This window comes from Legionella hackeliae (assembly GCF_000953655.1).
GTDB classification, from domain to species: domain Bacteria; phylum Pseudomonadota; class Gammaproteobacteria; order Legionellales; family Legionellaceae; genus Tatlockia; species Tatlockia hackeliae.
On the sequence record NZ_LN681225.1, the window covers coordinates 2,927,501 to 2,952,484 of the forward strand.

A 24,984-nucleotide genomic window follows, 5' to 3' on the forward strand; every position below is an offset into this window, starting at 1 on the left:
TCAACTTTTAGTTTATCTCGTTACCATCCAATACTACATTATCGTAGAGCCCATAAAGGGGTTGATCTTGCAGCACCTATTGGTACCCCAATCCGCGCAACAGGAGATGGACGTATTGAGATAATTGGCCGTCAAAGCGGTTATGGAAATATGATTAAAATTAGTCATAACAAAACCTATAGCACCATTTACGGTCATATGTTGAAATTTCAAAAAGGATTGTCTCGTGGCACTTATGTTAAACGAGGCCAAGTCATTGGTTATGTCGGACAAACAGGCTTGGCATCAGGACCCCATTGCCATTATGAATTCCACCTTAATAGACAACCACGAAATCCTACCACAGTTGACTTACCAAGAGGATTTCCGATTGCAGGTAGAGAAATGACTAGCTTTAAAATAAAATCAGCTGCCTTGTTAAAACAACTCAATGAGGCCGGACGTTTAGCTAAACGCTAATCGAATATTGCATTGCAGATTAGCAGCCACATAAAATCACTGGAAACAAGTTAAATATCTCATTTCATTTGGCAAAATGCTAGGCAAATAAATAACGGCATATAACGACACTGGCAATAATTCCTGCTAAATCTGCCAATAATCCCGCTGGGATGGCATGTCTAGTTCGCTTAATCCCAACAGCACCAAAATAAATAGCAATCACATAAAAGGTCGTTTCCGTACTTCCCATCATGGTCGCCGCCATTTTTGAAATTAATGAATCCCCGCCATTTTGGTGAATTACTTCAGCCATAATACCGGTTGAGGCACTCCCTGAAAAAGGTCGAATTAGCGCTAGCGGCAACAATTCTGTAGGCATACCTATAGCGGCTAGAACTGGGCTTAAAATGTGACTAAGTAATTCAAAAAAACCTGAGGCTCGCAGCATCCCTATTGCCACAAGCATTGCAATTAAATAAGGGATAATACTGATAACCGTTTCAAAACCTTGCTTTGCACCTGTAGTAAACGCATCAAAAACATCGATCTTTTTAATCGCCCCATACAAAGGTATTCCTACAATAAACGACAGAAATAACCAATTTGAAATTTGATTGGCAATATTACTCATTGATGATTTGTCCTTTAATTCGATAAGCAGGTAGTTTTGCTAATTGCTTTACAGCGACAATGGCCACGATCGTTGAGACTGTTGTTGCTGCCAAAGCACTCACTATTATGCTACTTGGCTGTGTACTACCATTTGCAGCAAGAAATGCAATCGCTGTTGCTGGAATTAATTGGACGCTAGATGTATTTATTGCAAGGAAAGTACACATTGCATTACTTGCTTCCTGGGCATTATTATTCAGTTTTTGCAATTCTTTCATGGCCTGCAAACCAAACGGGGTAGCTGCGTTTGCCAATCCCAACATATTGGCAGCAATATTCAAAATCATTGCTCCCATAGCAGGATGTTCAACTGGAACATCAGGAAACAGAGGGCGCATAACAGGTTTCAAAAATTTGGCAAAGCGATTCACCAAGCCTGACTCTGATGCGATTCCCATGATACCTAGCCATAAGGTCATGATCCCCGTTAAGCCTAAAGCAATCTCAAACCCCAGTTTTGCTGAATCTGTAACTGAATGTACGACCTGATCAAGGCGTCCTTGAGCTACGCCAACAATTACAGAAAGTAAAATCATTGATAACCATATGGCATTCAGCATTGTTGTACTCCAATCCCTAACAGGTTAAAATGTGTCCTTTTTGTCAAATAGGAACGCTATGGACTCATTTTATTTTTGTGGAAAGTTGTTCCAAAGAATCGTATTCCTTGGTTTTATAAGCATTTTATCTTTTAAAGCTATCGCCGATGTTCATCCAAAACAAGAAGAAGCCAATAAAACAATCAGCGAACTATATCACAATTTGAACAATATACCGAAATCCGACATGGCGGCCCGTTTGGAAGCGATCAGTGCTCAATTTTTAGGGAAAGAATATCTTCTTGGAGCATTAGGTGAGGGAAAAAAAGCACGCTTTGATCAGGCTCCTCGCTATCGAACAGATGCCTTTGATTGCGATACGTATGTAACTACCGTTTTAGCGATTGCGTTAGCCAGTGACACGAATAATTTCAAACAATGCATGTGTCGAATTCGTTATGAAAATGGTCATGTTACCTATACCAATCGCAATCATTTCACTTCTTTGGATTGGAATAAAAATAATCAACTTCAAGGTTTTGTCAAAGATATTACTACTAATTTTAAAGACGCTAATAATAAGCCTGTCGCCTTAATTGCAACAGCCCTTATTGATAAACCATCCTGGTATCAACATCTCTCTATTAAAAATATTCGTTTATACCCTCAGAACGATGAAAAAGAGCAATTACTTCGCCTCACTGATTTAAAGAATAGAGGGAATATCCTGCCTAAAACAAACTCTCAGTTACCTTACATTCCTTTAACAGCGTTATTTGATGCCAAGGGAGCAGCGAATCAATTTCTATTTTCGCAAATTCCAAATGCTTCAATCATTGAAATTGTTCGTCCAAATTGGAACCTCAAAGAGGCTATAGGGACTAATTTAAATGTTTCTCATTTAGGCTTTGCTTTTTGGAAAAATGGCGTACTTTATTTTAGGGAAGCCTCCTCAGTTTATGGTCAGGTAGTGGATGTTCCTATGATTGATTATTTAAAAGAAGCTTTAAATAGTCCGACTATTAAAGGAATTAACGTACAAATAGTTGTCCCACAAGCCCCATTGCCCAATGGCTGCTCCTCAACAAATTAGTCTTGGTATAATTAGTCGGCAGAAATGCTGACTAAATTATGCAATACGTACCGATTGCAATTGTTCGGTTATAAGGTAATTTATAAAACTCAATATTTAAATTGGCCGAATAGTTACGTATTAAAAAAGCGAACAACTTCTCCTGCCAATAAAACATGAGTGTTCTATAAGCTTTCGAAGCCATTACATTTGGAATTTCTACCAAATACGTTGCATTTTGAACATCCAGTTCAAATGATAGTAATTTTCTCTTATTAAGAGACATTAAGGCGTCAGGAATCGAAATTGTATCCATAAAACCATAATGCAGTGTCAATTGACAAATTCTGGGAGCCAATTCATTAAACTTAAATCTGCGTTTCTCATTAACGTGGGGCTTGTTCTCAACTTTATAATTTACAATAAGAATATTTTCTGGCACTGCATAACTTAATTTTAAAAAATGAAGAAAACTGCCCCCACTCTGATCATAGGTATCTGTAATAAAAATACCCGTTACCCCAGGCAATTGATTAAATGATTTATAGCGTAGCTGCTTGAGAATTTTAGTTATGTCGTCTTTTTGCAGGTAAAAATTCTTTCGCAGATACTGCATACCGTTGTTCCAAGTAAACATAACCACAGCAACTGCAAATGCAAACAAAACAGGCACCCAGCCTCCTGTTAAAAATTTATACGAATTTGCCCCTAGAAATGCCAAGTCTACGAAAATAAATAGACTAAATACGGCAAAGATATGCGTCCACGACCAATGCCAAACTTTTCGTGCTGCATAAGCAACCATTGTGCTCACCAACAGCATATCAAGGTTTACAGCAATACCATAGGCATGAGCCATTCCACTGGAACTTCTAAAAGTAAGAATAAGAATTAATGTTCCGATTAAAAGAAAAAAGTTCACTTGCGGAATATAAACTTGCCCTACATGCTCTTTAGAGGTTTGAATAATTGGAAGTCTAGGATAAAGACCTAGCAATACAGCTTGTCTTGTAATAGAAAAAGTAGCAGAAATGACTGCTTGAGAAGCAATCACAGTGGCTGCCGTAGAAAGTATTAATAAAGGAATAAAAAACCAATCGGGCGCAAGCATGTAAAATGGGTTTTCAATGGCTTCAGGGTGAAGTAATAAATTAGCAGCTTGACCAAAATAATTCAGAAGTAGTCCCGGCAAAGCAACAAAAAACCAACTGTAGCGAATTGCATTCTTTCCAAAGTGCCCAATATCAGCATAAAGAGCTTCTCCTCCTGTGATAGCCAGGAAAACACCTCCCAATAAAAAATATCCCTTTAATCCATTGGTCTGGAAAAAATGCCATGCATACAACGGATTTACTGCTTTGAGAACCACTGGATTATTGATTATTTGAATAAGTCCTAAAATCCCTATGGTTATAAACCATATCAATATAATGGGGCCAAACGCTCTCCCAATTTTTCCTGTTCCCTTAGACTGCATCACAAAAAGGAAAACTAAAATGATGCATGCCAGAGGAACAATTAAATCATCAAATCGTGATGAAATTATTTTTAAACCTTCAATCGCAGAAGTAACAGAGATAGCAGGTGTTAACATACCATCCCCAATAATCAGCCCCGCCCCAAAAATAGCTAATAGGTAAAACAAATATTCATGTTTTGTCTTTTTTTGTTTGAGTAAAGCTAATAAAGCGAGTATTCCTCCCTCACCATCGTTATCAGCCCGGAAAACAAAAACTAAATATTTAATTGAGATAACAATAATCAATGACCAAACGATTAATGACAAAATACCCAATACATCAATGGTATTAATAGGAAGACCACTTAAGGTTTCACGCACAGCATACAAAGGGCTAGTTCCTATATCACCATAGACAACACCTAAAGCCCCTAATGCCAATGGAAAGGAAAAATTTTTATTTGTCATATCATTATTCTTTTTTGTTTTCTGCTTTCACTATAACCAAACAAACGATAGTTGCGTAGATTTTTATTTATATTTCTATCTCTTCTGCGATTAAATTAAATCTGTATCTGCAGATTGCGAAAAAAAGAGGGATGCTTAATAATGAAAAAATTGATTAGTATAAGGAGTAGGAATGTTACATAGGCATGCTATGAAGCCTTTAATCTTCATTAGCTTAATTTCGTTTGTTCTAAGCAGTTGCTATAAGTACCATCCTCCTTATAATAACTTTAAACCTTATCGACGCACTTATGTAACTACACCTCCTGGAGCACTTGCAGGGACAGCGGCAATGGCAGCAGCCGGAGGGCCTGTAATAGCAGGTACTGCAATTGGAGCTGCAATGGGGGCAGGAGTCGGCGGTTATAAAGACAGCAAACGCTCTCTTATCAGACAAATTCAGCAACATGAAATTCAATATATTCAATACGGTGACACGGTTACATTCGTAGTCCCCACCGACCGTTATTTTATGTTTAATAGCCCAAGGCTTAATGAACTCTGTTTCCCAGGTTTAGCACTTCTTATTAAATTATTAAAAACCTTTCCTCCCTGTTGTCCTATTTACGTTGCAGGTTTTACCAATGACGTTGGTTCCCGTTACCACAAAAATAAGTTGACACAAGCTCAAGCTGAAGCCATGCTGACATTTTTATGGGCTAATGATATTCCTGCTCAACGCTTGAGCGCGGAAGGCTATGGCGATAAGCATCCTGTTTCAGATAACCGGCTTGTCCACGGTAGCGCACAAAATAGACGCCTGGAAATTCAGGTTTTCTATAGCTGTGCAACGCAAGCACCGCAACCAGCACCTTATGTTGGTTATATCAAGTAATTTTGGCTTAAGTGGTAGGTATTTATGAGATCCAGGTTTATTGGTGGTATTCTTTTAATTGTAGGAACCTCTATTGGTGGCGGGATGCTTGCATTACCTGTCGCAAATTCTGCCACGGGTTTTTGGCAGTCCTCTCTGTTTTTGTTGATTTGCTGGGCAATCATGACTTTGGGTGCTTTGTTTATTCTCGAAGCAAATCTCTATTTGCCTCCTGGTAAACACATGGTTTCAATGGCCGCAGCAACCCTTGGGGGACCAGGACTCATTACAGCCTGGTTGACTTACCTATTCTTACTTTATACCTTACTGTCAGCTTATATTTCAGGGGGAGCTGATGTATTTGGTAGTTTGTTTAGCCGAATTGGCATTTCCCTGAGTGAGTGGCAGTCCAGTGTAATTTTTACACTAATTTTTGGTTTGGTAGTCTATAGCGGTATTCGTCGTGTTGACTTAGTAAATCGTGGTTTAATGTTTGGAAAATTGGCGGCTTATTTCATACTGGTCGTCTTAATCGCTCCTCATATCAACATTCACCATCTTCAAGGAGGTGATTATCGTTATATTGCGGGCACGATAATGATTTTAATTACCTCGTTCGGTTTTGCAATTATTGTCCCCAATTTGCGTGATTATTTTAATGACGACGTGCAAACCTTAAAAAAAGTGGTGCTTATTGGTTCTTTAATCCCTCTTTTTTGTTATCTGGCGTGGGATGCCGTAATAATGGGCAGTTTAGCGGCAGACGGCGACAATGGTTTAACCGCGCTAATTAAAGACCCTCATACGACCAGTGCCTTGGCAATGAATCTTTCAAATACAGTTAACAATACTCTCATTAGTTCACTTTTTAACTTTTTCACATCGATTTGTATGTTGACAGCATTTTTAGGCGTTTCTCTTTGTCTCATAAGTTTTTTGGCAGATGGTTTAAATATGGTGCAGAAAGGACGGCAGGGGCTAGGGTTGTTTTTACTAACCTTCCTCCCTCCTCTTGTCATCGTGATTTATTATCCCGGGGCTTATCTACACGCTTTAAATTATGCTGGTATATTTTGTGTCATTTTATTACTCCTATTGCCAGCATTAATGACTGTTAGAGGACGAAGAAAATTCTCTTCTCGTTATACAGTACCTGGTGGTAAATTTTCCCAGTGGATAGTAATTCTTTTTTCTATTGGATTACTAGCCAACACAGCTTGGCAATTAATTGCCTAACTGTGTATGCTAGCTTAGATAGCCATGGTGTATTGACAACAATTGGCTTTTTAATTTATCATATTGTTTAAATTTTTTACAAATGGATGTAATCGTGCCTGACTCAAAATTCATCGGTGGTATTTTATTAATCGTTGGCACCTCAATTGGTGGCGGGATGCTAGCATTACCAGTATCAACAGCGGAAGTAGGATTTACAAACTCCGTCTTTTTCCTAATTATGTGTTGGCTCATTATGACGGTAGGAGCCTTACTCATTCTTGAAGTTAACTTACGCTTGCCATCAGGCAGTAATATGGTCTCAATGGCTAAATCAACATTGGGATTACCAGGACAAGTCATCGCATGGATTACCTATCTTTTTCTTCTTTATACGCTACTTGCTGCTTATATTTCAGGCGGTAGTGATGTACTGGGTGGTATTTTAGAAAAAGCGCATATTAATTTACCGAGCTGGTTTACTTCCTTTATGTTTACAGCCATTTTTAGTCTCGTTGTCTACGCAGGAATTCGTGCCGTTGATTATGTGAATCGTGGCCTTATGTTTGGTAAACTTGGGATCTATGCTTTATTGGTAGTCATTATCAGTCCTCATGTTGATGTCAGCAGCCTAAGTGGTGGATCATTAAGAGCTATCACCGGAAGTTTAATGATTCTAGTGACATCCTTTGGCTTTGCTTCGATAGTTCCTAGCTTGCGCGAATATTTCAATGACGATACAAAAACATTGCGTAAAGTAATCCTTCTTGGCTCTCTAATACCTTTGACTTGCTATATTCTCTGGGATGCTGTCATTATGGGCGTTGTACAACGCGAAGGCAGAGAGGGCCTTATTGCTTTAATGACCAATGACCACGCCACCAGTGGTTTAACTAATGCCCTATCCAATGCTGTAAATAGTCAATGGATTACAGGTTTCTTTGGCTTCTTTACTTCAATCTGTATGGTCACCGCTTTCCTAGGGGTTTCGATCGGGTTATTTGATTTTCTCGCGGACGGTCTCGCGTTAAAAAAATCAGGAATCCAAGGCAAATGGACACTTGCTCTTACATTCGTTCCACCTTTAGTTGTCGTCTTGGTCAATCCAGGCATTTACCTTCATGCATTAAGCTATGCCGGTATTTGTTGTGTGATTTTGTTACTCTTGTTACCAGCCATCATGACTTGGCGAGCCCGCGCAGTTGATCCTGCTGGCGGAATTCGATTAGTTCCAGGGGGCAATCTAAGTTTAGCGTTTATCACATTGGTCGCTATTGGTTTATTGACTATCGCGGTCTAAAGCAGATTTGCTAACGCGGCGAAGCCGCGTTAGTTTTATTACTGAGCTAATTCCTGCCATTTAAAATGAGCTAACATCTTTTTCGCAAAATTACTATCAAGCAAATGTTCAAACCGCATTGGATCCATCCAGTAAGTCTGAAGTATCAGTAGTGATTTGTAGCCAAGCTCTAAATTATTTGCTACCAACTGGTCACACATTTTTATAAATTTTTTATCAGGATTAAGTGGCGCATTAGGGGCAATAGAACGTTCGTTTAGCATTTTTGCAAACATTTCATCAAAATACTTTTGCACCAATCGAGGCACTGGTGACCCACCATCAAAAATACGGTGATCCGCACTAATTGAAACGGGCAACATATCCTGTGGTTCAAAATTGTGCGTCTTTTTGTTCCACACAGGTCTACGCTCAATTTCTAAAATGGTATACTTCATGGCTTCATTAACACGAAGTGGTGATTTTGTTCCTGTATATCCATTGATACCAATATTACTTAGAGACACGACAGAATTGCCAGGAATAGGATATGGATAGAAACCATTTCTGTATTCATAAAGCGATTTATTAAGACTATCTTTTAAAAAAGGATGATCTTTCTCTAATTGCTCCCGCTTTTTAAAACAATAAACCATCATCTGCAGAATATTTCTAATATTTAAGGACAGCTGTTGCACAGTCGTGGTATGACAATTTTCAAAAACAATGGTCCCCATGTGATCGTCGCAATCTGGCAACCTTACTATCAGTCCGACATAGGCTTCTTTACTTTGATACATTTTTCCATGGCTTAAAAATGAACGCCAGGAAACATTTTCTTCTAAACCTTTGCTAATCGTTTGCATCATTAATGCTGTTAATGTTTCTGGAGGAAATTTCTTATTAAAAAAATCAATGCAACTGACATTAATGCTAAACTCACCCACCATGGTAGGATCGCTTGGATTCTCCCATTGGGTCATGAATACTTTACGAATAGGGGGCATCTCTACTTCGTAACAATTCTGTGTATAATCCTGAATCTTAGGAAAAACCTCCTCCCAAATTTTCATCAGGAAAATCCAATCTTCGCTGGGTTTAATATTAATCTTGGAGAGCTGCTCCAAGTGTTTATTATGTAAATTACGGAGAAACTCAAGAACCCCATCCACACCCAGAAGGGTGGAAATAGAAAACATATATTTATACTGTAAAAAGATATTCGTAATTAATTGTTTTTCTAAAAACTCAAGTTTACGGCGCACAACATCCATATCAGGCAAGCCAATTTCTTTGTATAAATCTGCTTCACAAACATGACGATGTTCATCCTCAAGAATAGCTTCAAATATTTCAGGCGCAATATTTGCCTTATGCAAGCTTTCAAAGATCTCTTCTATCCAGCCTTCGCCAATTAAATTTAATAAGACAACTGCAATCTTCGGGCAATCTTCATTGCGAATAAAATTGCATAAAATTTCTATTTCTTCATTGTATGCTGGAGGCAGAGCGTGAGGTGCACTTAACAAATAAACAATTTTTGTGAAAACCATGCCATGGAAAATTTCATCCAACAACTGTGCGCGCATAAGTTGGCGATGTTCGACTGAAGACATCTTGGTTTCAAATTTAAGAGGGACTTGTATAGCCAGAACTTCCAGCTGAGCTAACATTGAAAATGTGTAAATGTAGAGGATTTTGTCATGTTTTAAATCAAAAGGGAGGCCATTTTTAAATAACTTGTCCATACGATGCTTTATCAGAGCTTTCTCATCAGCAGTAATCTGATTCCAACCCTCTAAAATCCACTGCTCAGAGCCCCAGGATGCTCTAAGTAATTCGCTAAGTTCGTCCACGTCACTTAATCCAGCGTCTATTTGATTTGCGTGCATCATAACCAGAGCCACTGGATAGCGTCAACCTCAAATACATTCATTGTGATTAAAACATTGCTACTCCCTCTGTTCATTTGAACGATATTGAGTAATACTTCAGACGGATTAATGAATGCTTTCCATATGAATAAAACAAAACCATTTCTTAAATGGGCGGGCAATAAATACCGCTGCATTGATACAATATTAAGTTCTTTGCCGCCAGCAAAACGGCTTATAGAACCCTTTACAGGTTCTGGCGCCATATTTATCAATTCAGATTATCCCAATTATTTATTAGCTGAAGAGAATAACGACCTTGTCTTGCTCTTTAAATTTCTTCAAAAAGAAGGCATCTCTTTCATTGATTACTGTGCTCAGTTTTTTTCTGTTGCGAACAACTGCGAAGAAAAATATTATGATTTTCGTGAACAATTTAATAAGAGCACTGACTTGCGCTATAAGGCAGCGCTTTTTCTCTATTTAAATAGACATGGCTATAATGGATTGTGTCGTTATAATCAGCGAGGTATTTATAATGTGCCTTTTGGGCGATATAGCAAGCCTTATTTTCCTCGCAATGAGATGCATTATTTTTATCAGAAAAGTAGCCAGGCAGAATTTTGTTTAGGTGATTTTCGTCAAACTTTTAAACAAGCAAAAGCGGGTGATTTAATTTATTGTGACCCCCCCTATGTGCCCCTTTCCCCAAGTGCAAATTTTGCATCGTATACCAATAAAAAATTCAAAGAAGCCGACCAAATTGATCTCGCACTCTTAGCTATGGAAAGTGCTGCTCGCGGTATCACAGTCATTATATCGAACCATGATACAGAATTTACCAGGCACCACTATCGTGATAGTAAAATCATTTCTTTTCCGGTAACCCGCTTGATTAGTTGCAATGCTTCCAAACGACAAGCTGCACAAGAGCTTGTAGCGATATTTAGTTAAGTTATTTTTTATTAACAGATAACGAAATATTTCTAGATCTAAGTTGAGACTATAAATCTGAAGAGACGTAATTTGACTTAATAGATGTTGAGCGCCACTTTCAGTAAACCAACACACTTTCCTCCCTACGTCCTGCGGCTTGTCCGCAGGATCTAGAATGTTTGCTATAAAACTTCTCGCTCAGAGAAGCGCGGGATGCAGGATAAGGGAACAGGCTGAAGATACCTCACAACGATAAGGTTATAGCCTGAAAAACTTTAATGAGTAGCCTTAACATCCTTCATGAAAAAAGCAAGGATGGTAACCAGCAATAAAGAGATGGGTAGGATAGAAAGCGCTATCTGGTAGTCTACAACAGTATAAATATGCTCACCACCAACAATTCCACTATCGCCAAAAGTATCTAGCAATTTACCGACAAGTGGCTGGAATACTACGCCACCCAGGGTAACTATCATATTTACTGCAGCGAATACCGTACCCGATAATTTTGCACCGCTGTTTTCTTTACCCATGATAAAAACAATAATTTCTGTCGCACTGAATGCACCGTATAAAAATAACAATACATTTAACCAGAAATAAGAAAGTCCCGGATAATACAAAACAAAGCAAATACAAATTAATGCTAGAACTGCACCTATCGTTAATGGAAGAACTCGGCGTCCACTGCGATCAGATAAATACCCGGCAATTGGTGCGCCCACAGCCCAGCCTAAAAACATGGCGGAAACTGTTCTAGCTGCCTCTACCTTTGTTAGGTGATGTGCCTGCTCAAGGTAACTTTTGCCCCACAATTCCCCAAACACTGATAAGGAGGTGTATAAGCACGCGCCTACGAAACCAATTAACCATACCTGTGGGGAGGTCAACACAGACCAGACATTTGCAAAAAACTCTGGCAGGGCATATTTATGGGGGGAATAACCTTCAGGACCATCACGAACTACAAAAAATGTAACCAAGGTAAGAATAGCACCTATCACCACCATAAGGTTTAAAACATGATGCCATCCCATGGTTACAGCGATATTAGTAATTTTTACTTCACCATAGACCAATCCCAACATGCCAAGAGTGGTGATCAACCCGGCAACTAATGAAAAATAGCGCCGTGGTAACCAATGCATAGCCAGCGATAGAACACCAACAAACGCAAAGGAAGAGCCAAAACCAACGAGAAAACGTCCTGATCCTGCAATAAAGACTGATGAGGTAATGGAAAACATCCATGAACCTATAGCACAGCAGAAACACGCAAAAGTCAGAAGGCGCCTTGGACCAAAACGATCCATAAGCATGCCAACAGGCAACTGCATGGGTGAGTAGGCAAAATAATAGAGTGCAGAGATTTGGCCAAACGTTGTTGCAGAAATATGACCAAACGCGGCACTTAATTCGCTTTGCAAAGCACCAGGAATAATCCTCAAGACAAATTCATAACAGTAGAAGAAAGCACCTACTGCGCACATTAAGCTGCCAAATAGCGCTTGTCTTCTACCGATGGAAGTATTAGTTATCTGCATTAGCATAAGTTTCTTTTAGGAAAAAGGTTAAGATAGCGGCAATAATAATCCCGATAGGAATTATTGATAATGCGAACTGATAGTCATCGGCAGTATACATTTGCTGCAATTTATCCACAGGTATATCTTGCAGAGGTATATTAGCAAGATGTGTTGATAAACTTAAATCCAACAATCGTCCGACCAGAGGTTGCAAGAACATTGCACCAAGCATCACAATCATATTCGTCATTGCCATCGCCGTACCAGCAGCCTCATTTGGGCTAAGTTCGCGACCTACGGCGAATACGATACATTGAGCACTATATAGTAGACCCAAAAGAAACATTAGTACATTGATGTGTGTTGCTGATAAACCGGGCATATAGAGAACTATCATCATGACAATTCCAGCTCCGGTAGCGCCGAATAACATAGGCGCTTTACGGCGTTTGAGTTTATCTGAGATATAACCCATTAAAGGTGCGCCAACGGTGAAGCCTAAGAATAAGAGAGAATTTGCGAAATCTGCCCCCTCTTGTGTGAGATTATGAGCATGCTTTAAATAAGGAATACCCCAAAGCTCAGCGAAAACAGTCGTTGGTAAGTAAACCAGGCAACCAAACATACCGTTGATCCAAATTTGTTTGTTCTTAGCAATGATACCAAGATCAATCATACTCTTTTTGAAGTTATCAACAGTACCACTTTTGCGTTGATGGCTTTTTTTGTCTCTTATTCCAAACCACAATACAACACTTAAACCGATTCCAAAGAAAGCAGTTAAATTTACGGTTTCACGCCAACCAATTTTCATAACCAGGGTACCGAGGAGGTTGTCACCAATCATCGCACCAATAGTACCCAAGGCTGCCGCCAGTCCCGAAACCATCGCTAATTTATCTTCTGGTAACCATATTGTCGCTAATTTAAGTACACCGACGAAGGCAAACGCAGAGCCAAAGCCGACCAAAAATCGTCCCGCCGCAGCTACCCAAAATACCGTGGTTCCAGCGAAAATGAAAGTACCAATGACGCAAACGAGACAAGCTAGTGTAATTAACAATCTGGGACCGTAACGATCTAACAGAACACCAACCGGCAACTGCAAAGGTACATAAGCATAGTAATAAAATGCAGAGAGTAAACCAAAACCAGTAGCTGATAAATTAAAATGATCACGCAGTGCGTGCTCCATCACACTGGGCGAAATCCGTAAAAAATACTCGTAACTATAATACACTGCGCCTAGACCACAAATTAGCCAAGCCATGAACATGTATTTATTTTCATTCTTATGCAAAATGAGCTCCTTCATTTTCTTCTAGGTTAAGCACGATACTGATTCCTAATATGCTTTAGGAAGAACTGCCCGGCTGACACCACTTGCTATTGCAGCTTTGGCGACAGCAAGCGCCACCCTCTCCTTTAATCGGGGATCAATTGGTTTGGGGATAATATAATGCGGGCCAAAATCCCAGTCAGTAACACCGGGATAATTGTCCTTAACTATTTGAGGCACTGGTTCTTGCACCAGTTGACGGATCGCTTCAACTGCAGCAATCTGCATTGATTGATTGATGCACGTAGCACGAACATCTAGCGCGCCGCGAAAGATATAGGGAAAACAAAGTACATTATTAACCTGATTAGGAAAGTCACTACGTCCAGTTGCAATGATTAAATCATCGCGCACACCATGGGCGAGTTCGGGACGTATTTCTGGATTAGGATTAGATAAGGCAAAAATAACTGGTTTCGGAGCCATCAGTTGCAATAGATCTGCATCAAGTAAATCAGGTTTTGCTACACCGATGAATACATCGGCCCCCTCTAAAGCCTCTGCAAGAGTCCGTCGCTCAGTTTTTCGGGCAAAAGCGAATTTATAGGGATTAAGATCCTCCCGTCCTGAATGAATAACGCCTTTACTATCTAACAAAAGCATTTTCTCTTTATCAGCGCCCAAAGCGACTAATAAGCGCATTGAAGCAATGCCTGCAGCACCAGCCCCAATACAAACAATATTCACGTCGGAAAGTTTCTTTTGTTGTAACTCAAGTGCATTAAGCAAACCCGCAGCCACAACTATGGCCGTACCATGCTGATCATCGTGAAAAACCGGTATATTTAACTGCTCTATTAACGCCTGTTCAATTTCAAAACATTCAGGCGCTTTAATGTCTTCCAAATTAATACCACCAAATGTAGGTGCTATTCGTTTTGCAGTAGCAATAAAAGCTTGAGAGTCTTCTGCATCGACTTCTATATCAAATACGTCAATATCAGCAAAGCGTTTAAATAATACGGCTTTACCTTCCATCACTGGCTTACTAGCCAAGGGGCCAACATCTCCAAGACCAAGTACAGCAGTTCCATTCGTCATCACGGCCACTAAATTTCCCTTGCCTGTATAGCGGAATGCATCTTCTGGATTTTCAGCAATAGCAAGAACAGGCTCAGCCACACCCGGAGTATAAGCAAGCGATAAATCATCTTGCGAATTGGTTGATTTAGTGACGTGGACAGCCAGTTTCCCTGGAATTGGGAACTCATGGTATTCCAACGCGCGTTCTTTTAATACATCTTTATCCAAGGTACTTACTCTCTTTTCGGACAGCCCGGCGAAAAATCATATAGAAAAAAGTTAACGATGAACAGTCATTTTGCAAAAAAAAGGCGCATATTTCCTGCGCCTGTAACAATTTGCTTATCGTTAACCAAAATTAAGAGAACTTACTTCGCTTTCTTAAAGCCATAACGATCACGGAATTTTTGAACTCGACCACCGGTATCTACCAGTTTTTGCTTACCTGTATAAAACGGATGGCAATTTGCACAAACTTCGATACTTAAATCGCTAGCCAAAGTTGAACGAGTTTCAAAGGTGTGGCCGCAACTGCAAGACACATTGATCACTTTGTACTCAGGATGAATAGACGCTTTCATATTACTACTCTCTCAGTTAAAATCGAGTATCGCCACCTGAACCCATGCCAAGCACCATACTCTATAGAAGACGCGCAACATTATCAGAATTTCAATTATAGATCAATTTTTCTGCGTTGGCATAAGGCGTCCTTCTTCAAAAAAGGTCACTTTCCCTGTTCGCAAATCATGGATTCCAGCAACAATACCAATTTCTCCCTTTGCCAATAGCTCACGAATAATTGGGCTTTGCTCTTGAATTTGACGTGCAACCAATAACGCATTATTTTTTGCAATTGCGTTGATTAATTCGGGTTTTGTACAATTATCAAGTCCCGTTTCCTTTTCCGTAGGTCCAACAACCGGTTTAATTTTATCAAGCACGTGATTAAGATGACCAAGTTTCACATCCTCACATGCTCCAGCGACCGCTCCGCAAGAAGTATGGCCTAATACTACAATTAAGCGCGAACCTACTGCTTTAGTCGCAAATTCCATACTTCCCAATATATCTTCGTTTAAAACATTGCCTGCAACACGAAGAATAAATAAATCAGCAAGCCCTTGATCGAATAATAGCTCAGGTACAGAGCGTGAATCCATGCAATTTAAAACCACTGCCCAGGGGAATTGTCCATAGGATGAGCGTTTTGCTTGTGCCAGATAATCACGGTTTAACTTTGTATTTTTTAAAAAACGTTGATTTCCATCTTTTAGACGTTGCAGTGCCTGTTTGGGGGTCATGGCTTGCTGCGTTTCAGCTGAAGTTGTTTTGCCCATCGTTAATACTTCTTCCGCTGTTACTGCATATGCTCCAGCAAAAGAACAGGACAACGCTAAAATTCCACTGGCAATTCGTTTATACATTTTTCATTCCTTTGTTTTTAGACCCTCTAATAATAGTCTTTCAGCCCGAAATTTCAATCCAAACGGGTGCGTGATCAGAAGGACGTTCCCATTTTCGCGGCACTTTGTCAATGCTACATCCCTTACACACCTCTTTTAAATCGCTACTTAATAAGATATGGTCAATACGTAATCCACGATTACGTCTGAAAGAAGCAGCTCGGTAATCCCACCAGGTAAATTCTTTATCTTCTGGTGCAAATTTGCGAAAACTATCAATTAAACCTAATGCTAATAAATCCGCAAACGCCTGTCTTTCGGCGGGACTCACCATCACAGAATTTTGCCACTCTAAAGGATCATGAACATCTTTATCTTCAGGAGCGATATTGAAATCTCCAAGAACTATTAATTTTGGATAAAGCATTAACTGCTGTTTAATGAACGCTATCGTTTTTTGCAACCAAGCCAATTTATAGGTGTATTTTTCGGAGGGTATCTCTGAGCCATTAGGTACATACAGATTGATAAGACGAATATCACCAATTGTTGCAGCCAGTAAGCGGCGTTGTGGATCTTCAAAATCAGGTAACTCTTTGATGACCTCTGAAATTGGATGACGACTTATAAGAGCAACCCCGTTATAACTTTTCTGGCCAGTAAAAGCCACATGATAACCTAACTCTTTGAATATATTTGTTGGAAAATGTTCATCGATTAATTTTGTCTCTTGCACGCCTAAAATATCAATTTCTGTTGATTGTAACCAATTTAATATTTGTTCAAGTCGTATTTTAATCGAATTGACATTCCAACTTGCAATCTTAGGCATACAAGTCCCCTGCATATTCAATCATTAAGGGCGCATGGTCAGACCAACGTACATCTCGATAGACTTTCGCCTGAACAACACTGTCAGTTAATCCTGGCGTAATAACTTGATAATCAATTCTCCAACCCACATTTTTTTCCCGTGCTGTAGGGCTGCGATAAGACCACCACGTATATTGCTCTTCTTCCTGATTGACCACACGAAACGCGTCAACAAAACCCATGGAACCAAAAAGCTCATCCATCCAGGCCCTTTCTTCAGGTAAGAATCCAGAGTTTTTTTGATTACCACGCCAATTTTTTAGATCGATTTTTTTATGGGCAATATTGTAATCACCACAAAGAATTAATTCTCGACCCTCGCTTTTCAAGCTTAGCAAATGTTTGGCAAAACGTTCCAGAAAATCAAATTTAACCGCTTGGCGTATTTCCCCGCTGGTGCCTGAAGGCAAATAAAGAGAGATTATGCTGAGGTTGGGATAGTCAAATTGCAAGTAACGACCTTCATTATCACAATAATCAAAACCTAAACCCTTTATTACTCGTAGAGGCTTATGACGAGCATAGATTGCAACACCACTATAGCCTTTTTTTTGTGCATCGTAATATTCGCAATGATAGTCTTTAGGGTAATAAAGTTCTTCGGCAGTCTTATCACTCATTTGTGCCTTTGTTTCTTGAATACAAACAAAATCAACGTCTTGCTCAGCCAACCAATTATAAAATCCATTGCGTCCCGCAGCGCGAACACCATTTGCATTAAAAGTAATTACCTTCACGACATCACCTGATTTAAAAAGGTCAGTTAACTTACTTAGTCTTTTTGCCCATTACAAGTATTTAATTGGATGCATCAACCCGCATGCTAATTGTTGCAAGTCGCTTTCCTAATTGCTTCGCCAATGTAATTTCATCTTGGCTCACCGGATTATTACTCAACGAACCCGCAACATGAGTCACACCATAAGGAGTACCTCCAGTTTGCGTCGTATTCAATTCCGGCTCAGTATAAGGCAAACCAATGATGAGCATCCCGTGATGCAATAAAGGTAGCATCATAGTTAACAAGGTGGTCTCTTGACCTCCGTGCAGAGACGCTGTTGAGGAAAAAACGCATGCGGGCTTATCCACCAAATCACCTGCCAGCCACAATGGTGTAGTCGTGTCCAGGAAATATTTTAAGGGGGATGCCATATTCCCAAAACGTGTGGGACTTCCTAGTGCCAAACCGTGACAATCACGCAAATCATCCAAAGTAACATAAGGTGCTCCACTGTCAGGAATAGATTTATCAACTGCCTCACAAGTTGGAGATACCGGTGGAACTGTCCGTAATCTTGCCTCAATGCCATTAACAGTTTCCACTCCTCGAGCAAGGTACTGAGCCAGTTGGGCTGTTGCTCCGTGGCGAGAATAATAAAGAACAAGGATATAGGGTTTACTCATTAACCAACTCCAATATTTTTTCGGGGGGACGGGCAAGAATCATTTCCTCACCCAACACAGCAATTGGTCTTTGCATAAGTTGAGGATGAGCGGCAATCGCTTCTAAAATTGTCTTGTTATCAGCCCCCTCCAAATTCAATTCTTTGTACAATGCTTCATTTTTTCGCAGAATGGCCTCAAGACTTAATGTGTCAGCAAAGCGTTTTAGAAGTGTTAGAGATAGTCCTTCCCGAATATAATCAACAATGTTTACAGGAATCGATGCGTCTTGCAGTAGCTTAAGGCAAGCTCGTGATTTAGAGCAGCGCGGGTTATGATATAAAGTTAGCATCGTTATTCCTTCTTTTACTGTTAAGCAATGTCAGCACACCCCAGTAAAAATATCAAGTTTCATCAAACGTATCTTTTACACAATCAATCATTTCCAACCAAAAAGTTTCCACTTCCCCCCTTGAATATTGAGCAAAATTTGATTTTATTGTCTATATTAAAATCATGAGTGCTCAAGGATAGATGCCATGTTTACCCTACTTCCCGTTGAAGGTGGTTTGCTAAGCAGAAAAAGGAAGCAAATCAATTTGCTGAATGCAATTTTGAAAAAAATTAATCATTATCAAGTTTCTAATCCGGAGCGGCTTCCTTATTATTTCAATAAGCTTGTTAGTTTTCATAAGAAATCGATTGAAAAAGGAGAGGCCTCACCGCCGATCAAAAGCTGGTTTACTACACACCCACTTTTTAAAATACAAAAGCAAATTGAGCAAATTGTCAATAATCACACATTGCGATTGGAAATAATTGAGCTCTCTCAACAAATGAATTTATTGGATATTTATAAACGTTATGAAGGGAAAGATAGTTTTCGCTCATTAATTCAAGCCGATCTGAGAACAGTTAATTCTAAATATAAAGCAGTCTCATTAGGAGGGGGTAATAATCCGCTTGTTAAAGTTACCCTTTCTAATGACCATCACTTTGTAATTCGCTTTTTAAGATTGAATAGTCATGAGGACGCCAACGCTCTCTCCCCTAAAACAGCCAGAGAGCGCTTAGTGGGTATGAAACAAATTTCCCAACCCTACTTATTACAACGAATAGAAGATGATTACCAGGAAGTCACTTATTTAGAATGCAGCGAATACCATGAACATGGTAGTCTTGAAACCTTGTTTCAGGAATTACATCAGCAAAAAAATAAAAAAGACAAAACCCCCGTTGATTTAAATCCTCTAGTGCTATTGTATGCCCAGCAATTTTTAGAATTTTTTGTAGCATTGAATCAACAAAATGTTTGGTATACCGATTTAAAACCAAGCAACATTTTATTACGTGGTGATGGCGGCATTATACTTAGTGATATTAAAGGGCTCGTGATTTCCTCTGAAAAAAGGGTTCTTAGCTCTAGAACAAGCACAACCCCTGCATATTATCAATCTTCAGTCTATAGAGATAAAGAAATTAATTTGGAACGATTGCAGCGACAAACGCTGGCAACAACATTATATGAGTTAGCCTGTCACAAATTACCAACTCCCCAAATAACTACACACCCTCACTGGAAAAACAAATATGACTTTGAACAACCTTGTTTTGAGACAGAAGAAGGACAGCTGATCAAAACGTTAATTCTTGAATTAAACAAACGAAAATCACAGCCATTGAGTTATTTTCTAAATAAACTGGCTACATTTACGGCTGATAAAGAACAACATCTAGAGCAGCTGCGAGAAACTAAATGCCCTCCGATTGAATTGGATGACTCTCACTCTTTTTCAATTTAATTGCCTTTTAGGATCTTTAAGAATTTTGCTTGGCACTGCTGGATGATCTTGGTTGAGCTTAAGATTGCCTCTGCAATCTCTATTACTAACTCACATTTTCCTAAACTGGTCTCCAAGGCAGAAATTGTTTTTCCTGAATAATCGTACTCGAGAGCGAATATATCTTTTTAATTCTTGCTCGCCACTTATACTAGTAATTGTTATGATCCATTTAACAATCGATATTAAAGTCACTTAAGAGACGTTATTGATACTTCGGTTATACTCTTTGTATCAGTTTATCCTGAAAAGAAAGGTACCGGTCAAAGTCGTATCACTCTCCAATTTCAACTGTTTTTTATTACATTAATTATGTCTATAACGCTTTCAGATCATGATAAAGAAATAATTCGTATGGTGGATAGCCAAGTGAAGCTATTGCTTGAAAGAAAAACCCAAGATCATATTATTATTTCTACGCTAATTGATTTTATACCAGAAGTGCGCTGCATGGTCTCATCAACTTGTGAAAGTCAATTCCATTTGTATTGCGAAGAGTACCAACACTTTAATTATTTTTTGCAATTAATTAATCAATTTTCTAAAGATTAAAACAAAATAGAGAATACTGAGCAGGCAAAAGATAGAGACATTGATAAAAATTTATTAACGCTTCATTTTCATAATCAATATAATTGTGAAACACTGTTAAACTCTTTTTTAAATTTTGGACTACTCTTAAAGAGTAACTTATTTGTTAAAGGGTAATTATGAAAAAATCTTCTTCAAATTCATCAAAAAAACAAACTAAAGAAAATCTAAAGAAAAATAATTTAAAAAATATTTCTGGAGGTAAGTTTTATATTCCAGATGTTCAGCCTGATCCTGATGAGATTCGTCGTATATTGGATGAGCGTCTTAAACGCTAACGGGCAATATGTGCTAGATACTTAGTGTTGTAGACTTCTACACGGGTTATGACATGAGGTCTAATTACCGCAGACTTAGTATATTTTTTTAGCTCGCCCCTACCCTCACACATGAAAATACCTTTGGAATACTTTAATCCTTCTAGATTGCACTTATCTATATTAGGCCTGAGTGAAAAAAATGTTAATTAGCAACCAACTTTAGCCGAAAGATCTGACCTTTCAATTCAATCGTATCCCCTGCAACCATCTTTTTTCTTTTCTGTTTTTCTATTATGCCGTTTACTAAGACAGTGCCAGCAGCAATCATATCCTTAGCTTCTGCTCCACTGGAGGCGATACCTTCAAATTTAAGAATTTTAAAGAGTTCAACAGGTTCTTTATTAATGAAAACATCCGTCATATTATTTTATACTCCAGTAATTATGAATTGTCGCAATCTTTACTTTTTAAAGAATCACGATAAAGGGTTTCAATTTTAGTCCTTGCCCATGGTGTTTTGCGCAGGAATTTAAGACTTGAATTGATGCTGGGGTTGGTAGAAAAACAGTTAACCTTGACTTTTTTCGCCAAGCCATTCCAACCATAACAAATCAACAGACTATTTAAGATAGTCTCTAGTGTAATGCCGTGCAGTGGATATTTAGAAGCTCTCTCCATCACTATACCTTTTTTGTTGCACATTGGAGTTTTAGCCCTAGACCGCACGAAACTCTATTACTTCATATACTAGTTATCCTTGATTACATATACATAAGTGTTCTTAGTGTAATCACATGGGTTAATAATACTACTTCTACAATTGCTTAATCAAATCTTTAAACGTCGGAGCTGTGGGTGAATTCAAAAATGTAAGGAGGGGACTTTGAGTATTACTCTGAGTCGGTTTGATTACGGCTCATTATAGACAGTAGTGATATGGGAGGGGGGCCCAGAGGCCCCTTGTACTTAGTTATTCTTCTACACTGATTTCGATTTTTTTCTCAGCCGCAGCTTCCTTTTTAGGAATCTTGATTTCAAGCACCCCATGGGTATAGCGCGCTGTGATTTTGGCATCATCCGCAGTTTGAGGAAGACTGAAACGACGATAGAACTGACCTTGAGTACGTTCTCTTCGGGTATAACCTTGATGTTGTTCGGTTTTTTCAAACTGACGTTCACCCTTTAAAGTAAGAACGTGTTGTTCCAAAGAGATACTAATATCTTCTTTTTTTACCCCAGGAATATCTGCGATGACTAAAAAGCAGTCTTTTTCTTCTTTAATGTCCACCAAAGGCGACCAAGTGCTTGTTTCAATGTAGGAAGAGTCGTCCTGCTTTTGAAGGTTAAACAAATCATCGAGAAAATGGCCCATTTCACGGTACATGGGCAATGCTCTTCTTAATGTGTTCATGCTGTCTCCTTAGATATGTTTTGGGTTAATTCCTATATAGGGATTCTTGTATAAAATTCAAGATTGATACCTAAAATTTTAAGGAAAGTATTTTCCAAATACATGGCTTTAAAAGCCTAGCCACTCGCCCGGAAATTAACGGATGCGTTGTAAAATACTGTTGGCGCTTTTCTAATTTATCAGGGCATTAGCAAGCCAATTCGATTACCAAAAAGTCGCAGAAGTAGAATTGTTTAACATTATTTTCACCTTACTATTAAAGCATTTTCAACCTTATAATGGGGACACATTTTATAACTTCAAACGATGATTTAGTTGTAGGAATAGGGAAAAATCAGTCCGAATAAGAAATAAAGAATCAGAGAAAAATTTTCAAAAACACACTCTTGAAAATGAATTTTTTGGCCTTATGTCGTAGACACCATTCATCTTTATGTAGGGCTTTATAACCGCTTAGTGCTAGTAATGAACTTACGTAATTAGAAATAAATAGCTTAATTTTGTTTATATTTTTTGCCTTTAATAAAAATTAGAATTAAGAGGATTTAAACTATGCCAACAGTTCAAACTACAGTCCGTGGTATTTCATCAACGCCAGCAATTAATTACCATATCGATAGACATTTTAATAAGCTGGAAAGAACCTGCAGCAAAATAAATAAATGTAGAGTTGTCATCGATTTAGCTAAAAAAAACACACACAAAGACAAATTGTATAATGTGTCCATCAATATAACTATACCTGGAAGAGAACTGATTAGTAAAAAGCAGGATCCTAATTTATTCATAGCCATACGCGATAGTTTTTTAGCTATAGAGCAATTATTAGAAAAACACTATAAAAAGAAGTTGTTGTTTAATAAGGGCTACTCTAATTATCTGCGTGATTATAAAAGCGACTTAATGATTCGAGCCAGTTGAGGGTTTAATCGAAGCTCAGATTACTGACTCTCGAAAGCAGGGCTAGTAGTTAAATTACCCTATTTTTATATTTTCGAATAGGTAAAGGTCAATTTTGTGTAAAGAAGGAGGTTGTTATGAGAAAAGAACTCATTCTATTTTTATCTTGTGTGGTCATGCTTACCGCAATGATCTCGGTGGTTAATGCCAAAGATACTAATCAGGTGAAAAAAAGTACGAATTCAATTGTATTTCCATTTGATGATGATCCATTTTTTCAATCCAATGATGATGTATTCAATCAAATCAAGACAATTCAACAAACTATGAATAGGTTAATACAACAGCAATTTTCACACATTAATAATAACCAGTTTAACTTTATGAACTCAAAAAATTCTCAGGGTTCTTCACAAGACATTCAAGTGGAAGAACTAAAAAACGAGCTCATTTACAAGATCAAACAACCTAAAGGCACCGATAGTAAAGTCGATGTTTCTATTAAAGATGGCTTATTGATTATTAATACCCACCTCATACAGAAAACGACACATACTGAGAATGGAAACAAAAGCTATAGTTATTCTCAACGCAGTTATAGCCAGTCCTTTAAATTGCCAAATGGGTATGATCCCAATTCAATGAATATAAAGAAGACAAAGGATTCTAATCTAATAGTGACCTTTAAAAAACAGGGGCTTCGAATTCTTTAAAGATCTGACATCTAAGTTGAATGGCGGTGAGGTAATCAAAGAGTCTATATCGGAATGAGAAAATTGTATTTATTGATACGGCAAGTAAGAGTCTAGAATCTTGTTTTATGGTTAAATAGAGTACAAAATTTTTGTTCGCTATTTAACCATTTTGTCTCTGTTATAAAAAATTCTGGAGGTAAGTTTTATAGATGATCAGCCTGATTCTGACGAGATTCGTCGTATATTGGGTGAGCGTTTAACGTTAATTGATAAATAATTAACCTTATAGATGTGGACTTAGCTAGGTTTGACGTAACGAAAAATTTCCTTATGAGCGAATCCGTGTTCGAGGAATGATTATTTAAGAAATTTTAAATTTTTCACCTCACACCCTATTGATTGTTTGTAACAGCCAAATTAATTGCCACTATCAATATAGACTTATTTAATAATTAAGGTGCAGATCAATTAAGGGATGATTTTCCTCATAAAATGACAGTCCCTATCTTCAACCCACTTAGATATAGTACCAATACATTCAAACCCTAATTTTTCATAAAAGGGTCTTGCCTGGAAATCAAACGTATCCAGTTGAATATAGCGGCATCCTTTTGTTTTAATGAATTCTTCCAATTTCAAAATCAACTTTCTACCAAGCCCTTGATTACGAAATTCATTCTGAACCCAAAATAAATCTACACGCGCATGTTTCTCTCTGTAAAAACCAGTAAGACCGGCAATAACATTTGATTTGAAATCCTTTATATAAATCGTGAAAGGTAGTGAAGGGGTCGAACCAAAAAATGGGGCGTTATAGTCAATTATCCCCTTTTTAATGATAGCGTTTATTGCTGGACTCTCTGTTTCATCAATAAAAATATCATTTCCTACCAGATTTTCCATTTGCGTCCCCACTAACATTCGCTTA

At 38.4% G+C, this 24,984-nt stretch carries 28 protein-coding genes (1 of these 28 running past the window's edge); 11 read left to right on the forward strand and 17 right to left on the reverse strand.

The window, feature by feature from the left end; all coding sequences use genetic code 11:
* On the forward strand, positions 1–459 hold the 3' portion of the coding sequence (locus LHA_RS12960; RefSeq protein WP_045106915.1) for a peptidoglycan DD-metalloendopeptidase family protein. It extends 1,023 nt beyond the left edge of the window; only the last 459 of its 1,482 coding nucleotides appear in the window; the start codon falls outside the window, past its left edge; the stop codon is at positions 457–459.
* A gap of 79 nt (positions 460–538) precedes the next feature.
* On the opposite strand, the gene LHA_RS12965 is transcribed toward LHA_RS12960, so the two are convergent.
* The gene (locus LHA_RS12965; RefSeq protein WP_045106916.1) at positions 539–1,072 is read right to left on the reverse strand and encodes a spore maturation protein; all 534 of its coding nucleotides are present in this window, start codon (positions 1,070–1,072) and stop codon (positions 539–541) included.
* The gene (locus LHA_RS12970) at positions 1,065–1,673 is read right to left on the reverse strand and encodes a nucleoside recognition domain-containing protein (RefSeq protein WP_045106917.1); all 609 of its coding nucleotides are present in this window, start codon (positions 1,671–1,673) and stop codon (positions 1,065–1,067) included. Before LHA_RS12970 ends, LHA_RS12965 begins: the two co-directional genes overlap by 8 nt.
* Positions 1,674–1,731: 58 nt before the next feature.
* Between LHA_RS12970 and LHA_RS12975 the strand changes: the two genes are divergently transcribed.
* The gene (locus LHA_RS12975) at positions 1,732–2,745 is read left to right on the forward strand and encodes an N-acetylmuramoyl-L-alanine amidase-like domain-containing protein (protein WP_052673722.1); all 1,014 of its coding nucleotides are present in this window, start codon (positions 1,732–1,734) and stop codon (positions 2,743–2,745) included.
* Between the two features lie 31 nt (positions 2,746–2,776).
* Here LHA_RS12975 and LHA_RS12980 read toward each other — a convergent pair whose 3' ends face one another.
* The gene (locus LHA_RS12980; RefSeq protein ID WP_045106918.1) at positions 2,777–4,651 is read right to left on the reverse strand and encodes a potassium transporter Kup; all 1,875 of its coding nucleotides are present in this window, start codon (positions 4,649–4,651) and stop codon (positions 2,777–2,779) included.
* 172 nt (positions 4,652–4,823) lie between these two features.
* On the opposite strand from LHA_RS12980, the gene cmpA reads away from it, so the two are divergent.
* From cmpA to LHA_RS12995, 3 genes are all read left to right on the forward strand, one after another.
* Complete coding sequence (gene cmpA, locus LHA_RS12985; RefSeq protein ID WP_045106919.1) at positions 4,824–5,525, forward strand: C-OmpA-like family protein CmpA; 702 nt, start codon at positions 4,824–4,826, stop codon at positions 5,523–5,525.
* 24 nt (positions 5,526–5,549) lie between these two features.
* Positions 5,550–6,740 carry an amino acid permease gene (locus LHA_RS12990; RefSeq protein ID WP_045106920.1) on the forward strand — a complete coding sequence of 397 codons (1,191 nt, stop codon included), beginning with the start codon at positions 5,550–5,552 and terminating at the stop codon, positions 6,738–6,740.
* Between the two features lie 94 nt (positions 6,741–6,834).
* Positions 6,835–8,019 carry an amino acid permease gene (locus tag LHA_RS12995; RefSeq protein WP_082060354.1) on the forward strand — a complete coding sequence of 395 codons (1,185 nt, stop codon included), beginning with the start codon at positions 6,835–6,837 and terminating at the stop codon, positions 8,017–8,019.
* Positions 8,020–8,057: 38 nt separating this feature from the next.
* Here LHA_RS12995 and LHA_RS13000 read toward each other — a convergent pair whose 3' ends face one another.
* On the reverse strand, positions 8,058–9,893 hold the full coding sequence (locus LHA_RS13000) for a 2-oxo acid dehydrogenase subunit E2 (RefSeq protein ID WP_231861926.1): 1,836 nt from the start codon (positions 9,891–9,893) through the stop codon (positions 8,058–8,060).
* Positions 9,894–10,016: 123 nt separating this feature from the next.
* On the opposite strand from LHA_RS13000, the gene LHA_RS13005 reads away from it, so the two are divergent.
* Positions 10,017–10,826 carry a Dam family site-specific DNA-(adenine-N6)-methyltransferase gene (locus LHA_RS13005; protein WP_045107589.1) on the forward strand — a complete coding sequence of 270 codons (810 nt, stop codon included), beginning with the start codon at positions 10,017–10,019 and terminating at the stop codon, positions 10,824–10,826.
* A gap of 257 nt (positions 10,827–11,083) precedes the next feature.
* Here the strand turns inward: LHA_RS13005 and LHA_RS13010 are convergent, their stop codons facing one another.
* From LHA_RS13010 to LHA_RS13050, 9 genes are all read right to left on the reverse strand, one after another.
* Complete coding sequence (locus LHA_RS13010; protein ID WP_045107590.1) at positions 11,084–12,352, reverse strand: MFS transporter; 1,269 nt, start codon at positions 12,350–12,352, stop codon at positions 11,084–11,086.
* The gene (locus LHA_RS13015; protein ID WP_102046654.1) at positions 12,339–13,610 is read right to left on the reverse strand and encodes an MFS transporter; all 1,272 of its coding nucleotides are present in this window, start codon (positions 13,608–13,610) and stop codon (positions 12,339–12,341) included. The genes LHA_RS13010 and LHA_RS13015 overlap by 14 nt, the downstream gene beginning before the upstream one ends.
* 69 nt (positions 13,611–13,679) lie before the next feature.
* Entirely contained in the window at positions 13,680–14,924 is a 1,245-nt protein-coding gene (locus tag LHA_RS13020) for a malic enzyme-like NAD(P)-binding protein (protein ID WP_045106922.1), read from the reverse strand.
* 140 nt (positions 14,925–15,064) lie between these two features.
* Positions 15,065–15,277: a 50S ribosomal protein L31 gene (gene rpmE, locus LHA_RS13025; RefSeq protein WP_045106923.1), complete on the reverse strand. Its 213-nt coding sequence runs from the start codon at positions 15,275–15,277 to the stop codon at positions 15,065–15,067.
* A 102-nt stretch (positions 15,278–15,379) separates the two neighbouring features.
* A complete protein-coding gene (locus LHA_RS13030) occupies positions 15,380–16,123 on the reverse strand; it encodes a carbonic anhydrase (RefSeq protein ID WP_045106924.1) in 744 nt (247 codons plus the stop codon).
* Between the two features lie 40 nt (positions 16,124–16,163).
* Positions 16,164–16,934, reverse strand: a complete 771-nt coding sequence (gene xth / locus LHA_RS13035) for an exodeoxyribonuclease III (protein ID WP_045106925.1) — start codon at positions 16,932–16,934, stop codon at positions 16,164–16,166.
* Positions 16,927–17,712: an exodeoxyribonuclease III gene (locus tag LHA_RS13040; protein WP_045106926.1), complete on the reverse strand. Its 786-nt coding sequence runs from the start codon at positions 17,710–17,712 to the stop codon at positions 16,927–16,929. Before LHA_RS13040 ends, xth begins: the two co-directional genes overlap by 8 nt.
* 61 nt (positions 17,713–17,773) lie before the next feature.
* Positions 17,774–18,379: an NAD(P)H:quinone oxidoreductase gene (gene wrbA / locus LHA_RS13045; protein ID WP_045106927.1), complete on the reverse strand. Its 606-nt coding sequence runs from the start codon at positions 18,377–18,379 to the stop codon at positions 17,774–17,776.
* Positions 18,372–18,710, reverse strand: coding sequence for an ArsC/Spx/MgsR family protein (locus tag LHA_RS13050; RefSeq protein WP_045106928.1), 339 nt, complete (start codon positions 18,708–18,710; stop codon positions 18,372–18,374). Before LHA_RS13050 ends, wrbA begins: the two co-directional genes overlap by 8 nt.
* A 187-nt stretch (positions 18,711–18,897) precedes the next feature.
* Here LHA_RS13050 and LHA_RS13055 point away from each other — a divergent pair, with 187 nt between their 5' ends.
* From LHA_RS13055 to LHA_RS16995, 3 genes are all read left to right on the forward strand, one after another.
* On the forward strand, positions 18,898–20,160 hold the full coding sequence (locus LHA_RS13055; protein ID WP_045106929.1) for a protein kinase domain-containing protein: 1,263 nt from the start codon (positions 18,898–18,900) through the stop codon (positions 20,158–20,160).
* Between the two features lie 351 nt (positions 20,161–20,511).
* A complete protein-coding gene (locus tag LHA_RS13060) occupies positions 20,512–20,751 on the forward strand; it encodes a hypothetical protein (protein WP_045106930.1) in 240 nt (79 codons plus the stop codon).
* A 158-nt stretch (positions 20,752–20,909) separates the two neighbouring features.
* Positions 20,910–21,068, forward strand: coding sequence for a hypothetical protein (locus LHA_RS16995; protein WP_156413566.1), 159 nt, complete (start codon positions 20,910–20,912; stop codon positions 21,066–21,068).
* A 184-nt stretch (positions 21,069–21,252) separates the two neighbouring features.
* Here the strand turns inward: LHA_RS16995 and LHA_RS13065 are convergent, their stop codons facing one another.
* From LHA_RS13065 to LHA_RS13075, 3 genes are all read right to left on the reverse strand, one after another.
* Positions 21,253–21,471: an RNA-binding S4 domain-containing protein gene (locus LHA_RS13065; protein WP_045106931.1), complete on the reverse strand. Its 219-nt coding sequence runs from the start codon at positions 21,469–21,471 to the stop codon at positions 21,253–21,255.
* Between the two features lie 20 nt (positions 21,472–21,491).
* Positions 21,492–21,752 carry a VF530 family DNA-binding protein gene (locus LHA_RS13070; protein ID WP_440589931.1) on the reverse strand — a complete coding sequence of 87 codons (261 nt, stop codon included), beginning with the start codon at positions 21,750–21,752 and terminating at the stop codon, positions 21,492–21,494.
* Between the two features lie 268 nt (positions 21,753–22,020).
* Positions 22,021–22,461, reverse strand: a complete 441-nt coding sequence (locus LHA_RS13075; RefSeq protein ID WP_045106933.1) for an Hsp20/alpha crystallin family protein — start codon at positions 22,459–22,461, stop codon at positions 22,021–22,023.
* Between the two features lie 552 nt (positions 22,462–23,013).
* Between LHA_RS13075 and LHA_RS13080 the strand changes: the two genes are divergently transcribed.
* Together LHA_RS13080 and LHA_RS13085 are read left to right on the forward strand one after the other, a co-directional pair.
* The gene (locus LHA_RS13080) at positions 23,014–23,382 is read left to right on the forward strand and encodes an HPF/RaiA family ribosome-associated protein (RefSeq protein ID WP_045106934.1); all 369 of its coding nucleotides are present in this window, start codon (positions 23,014–23,016) and stop codon (positions 23,380–23,382) included.
* A 116-nt stretch (positions 23,383–23,498) separates the two neighbouring features.
* On the forward strand, positions 23,499–24,074 hold the full coding sequence (locus LHA_RS13085; RefSeq protein ID WP_045106935.1) for an Hsp20 family protein: 576 nt from the start codon (positions 23,499–23,501) through the stop codon (positions 24,072–24,074).
* Between the two features lie 450 nt (positions 24,075–24,524).
* Here the strand turns inward: LHA_RS13085 and LHA_RS13090 are convergent, their stop codons facing one another.
* Positions 24,525–24,959 carry a GNAT family N-acetyltransferase gene (locus LHA_RS13090; protein WP_045106936.1) on the reverse strand — a complete coding sequence of 145 codons (435 nt, stop codon included), beginning with the start codon at positions 24,957–24,959 and terminating at the stop codon, positions 24,525–24,527.
* Between the last annotated feature and the right edge of the window lie 25 nt (positions 24,960–24,984).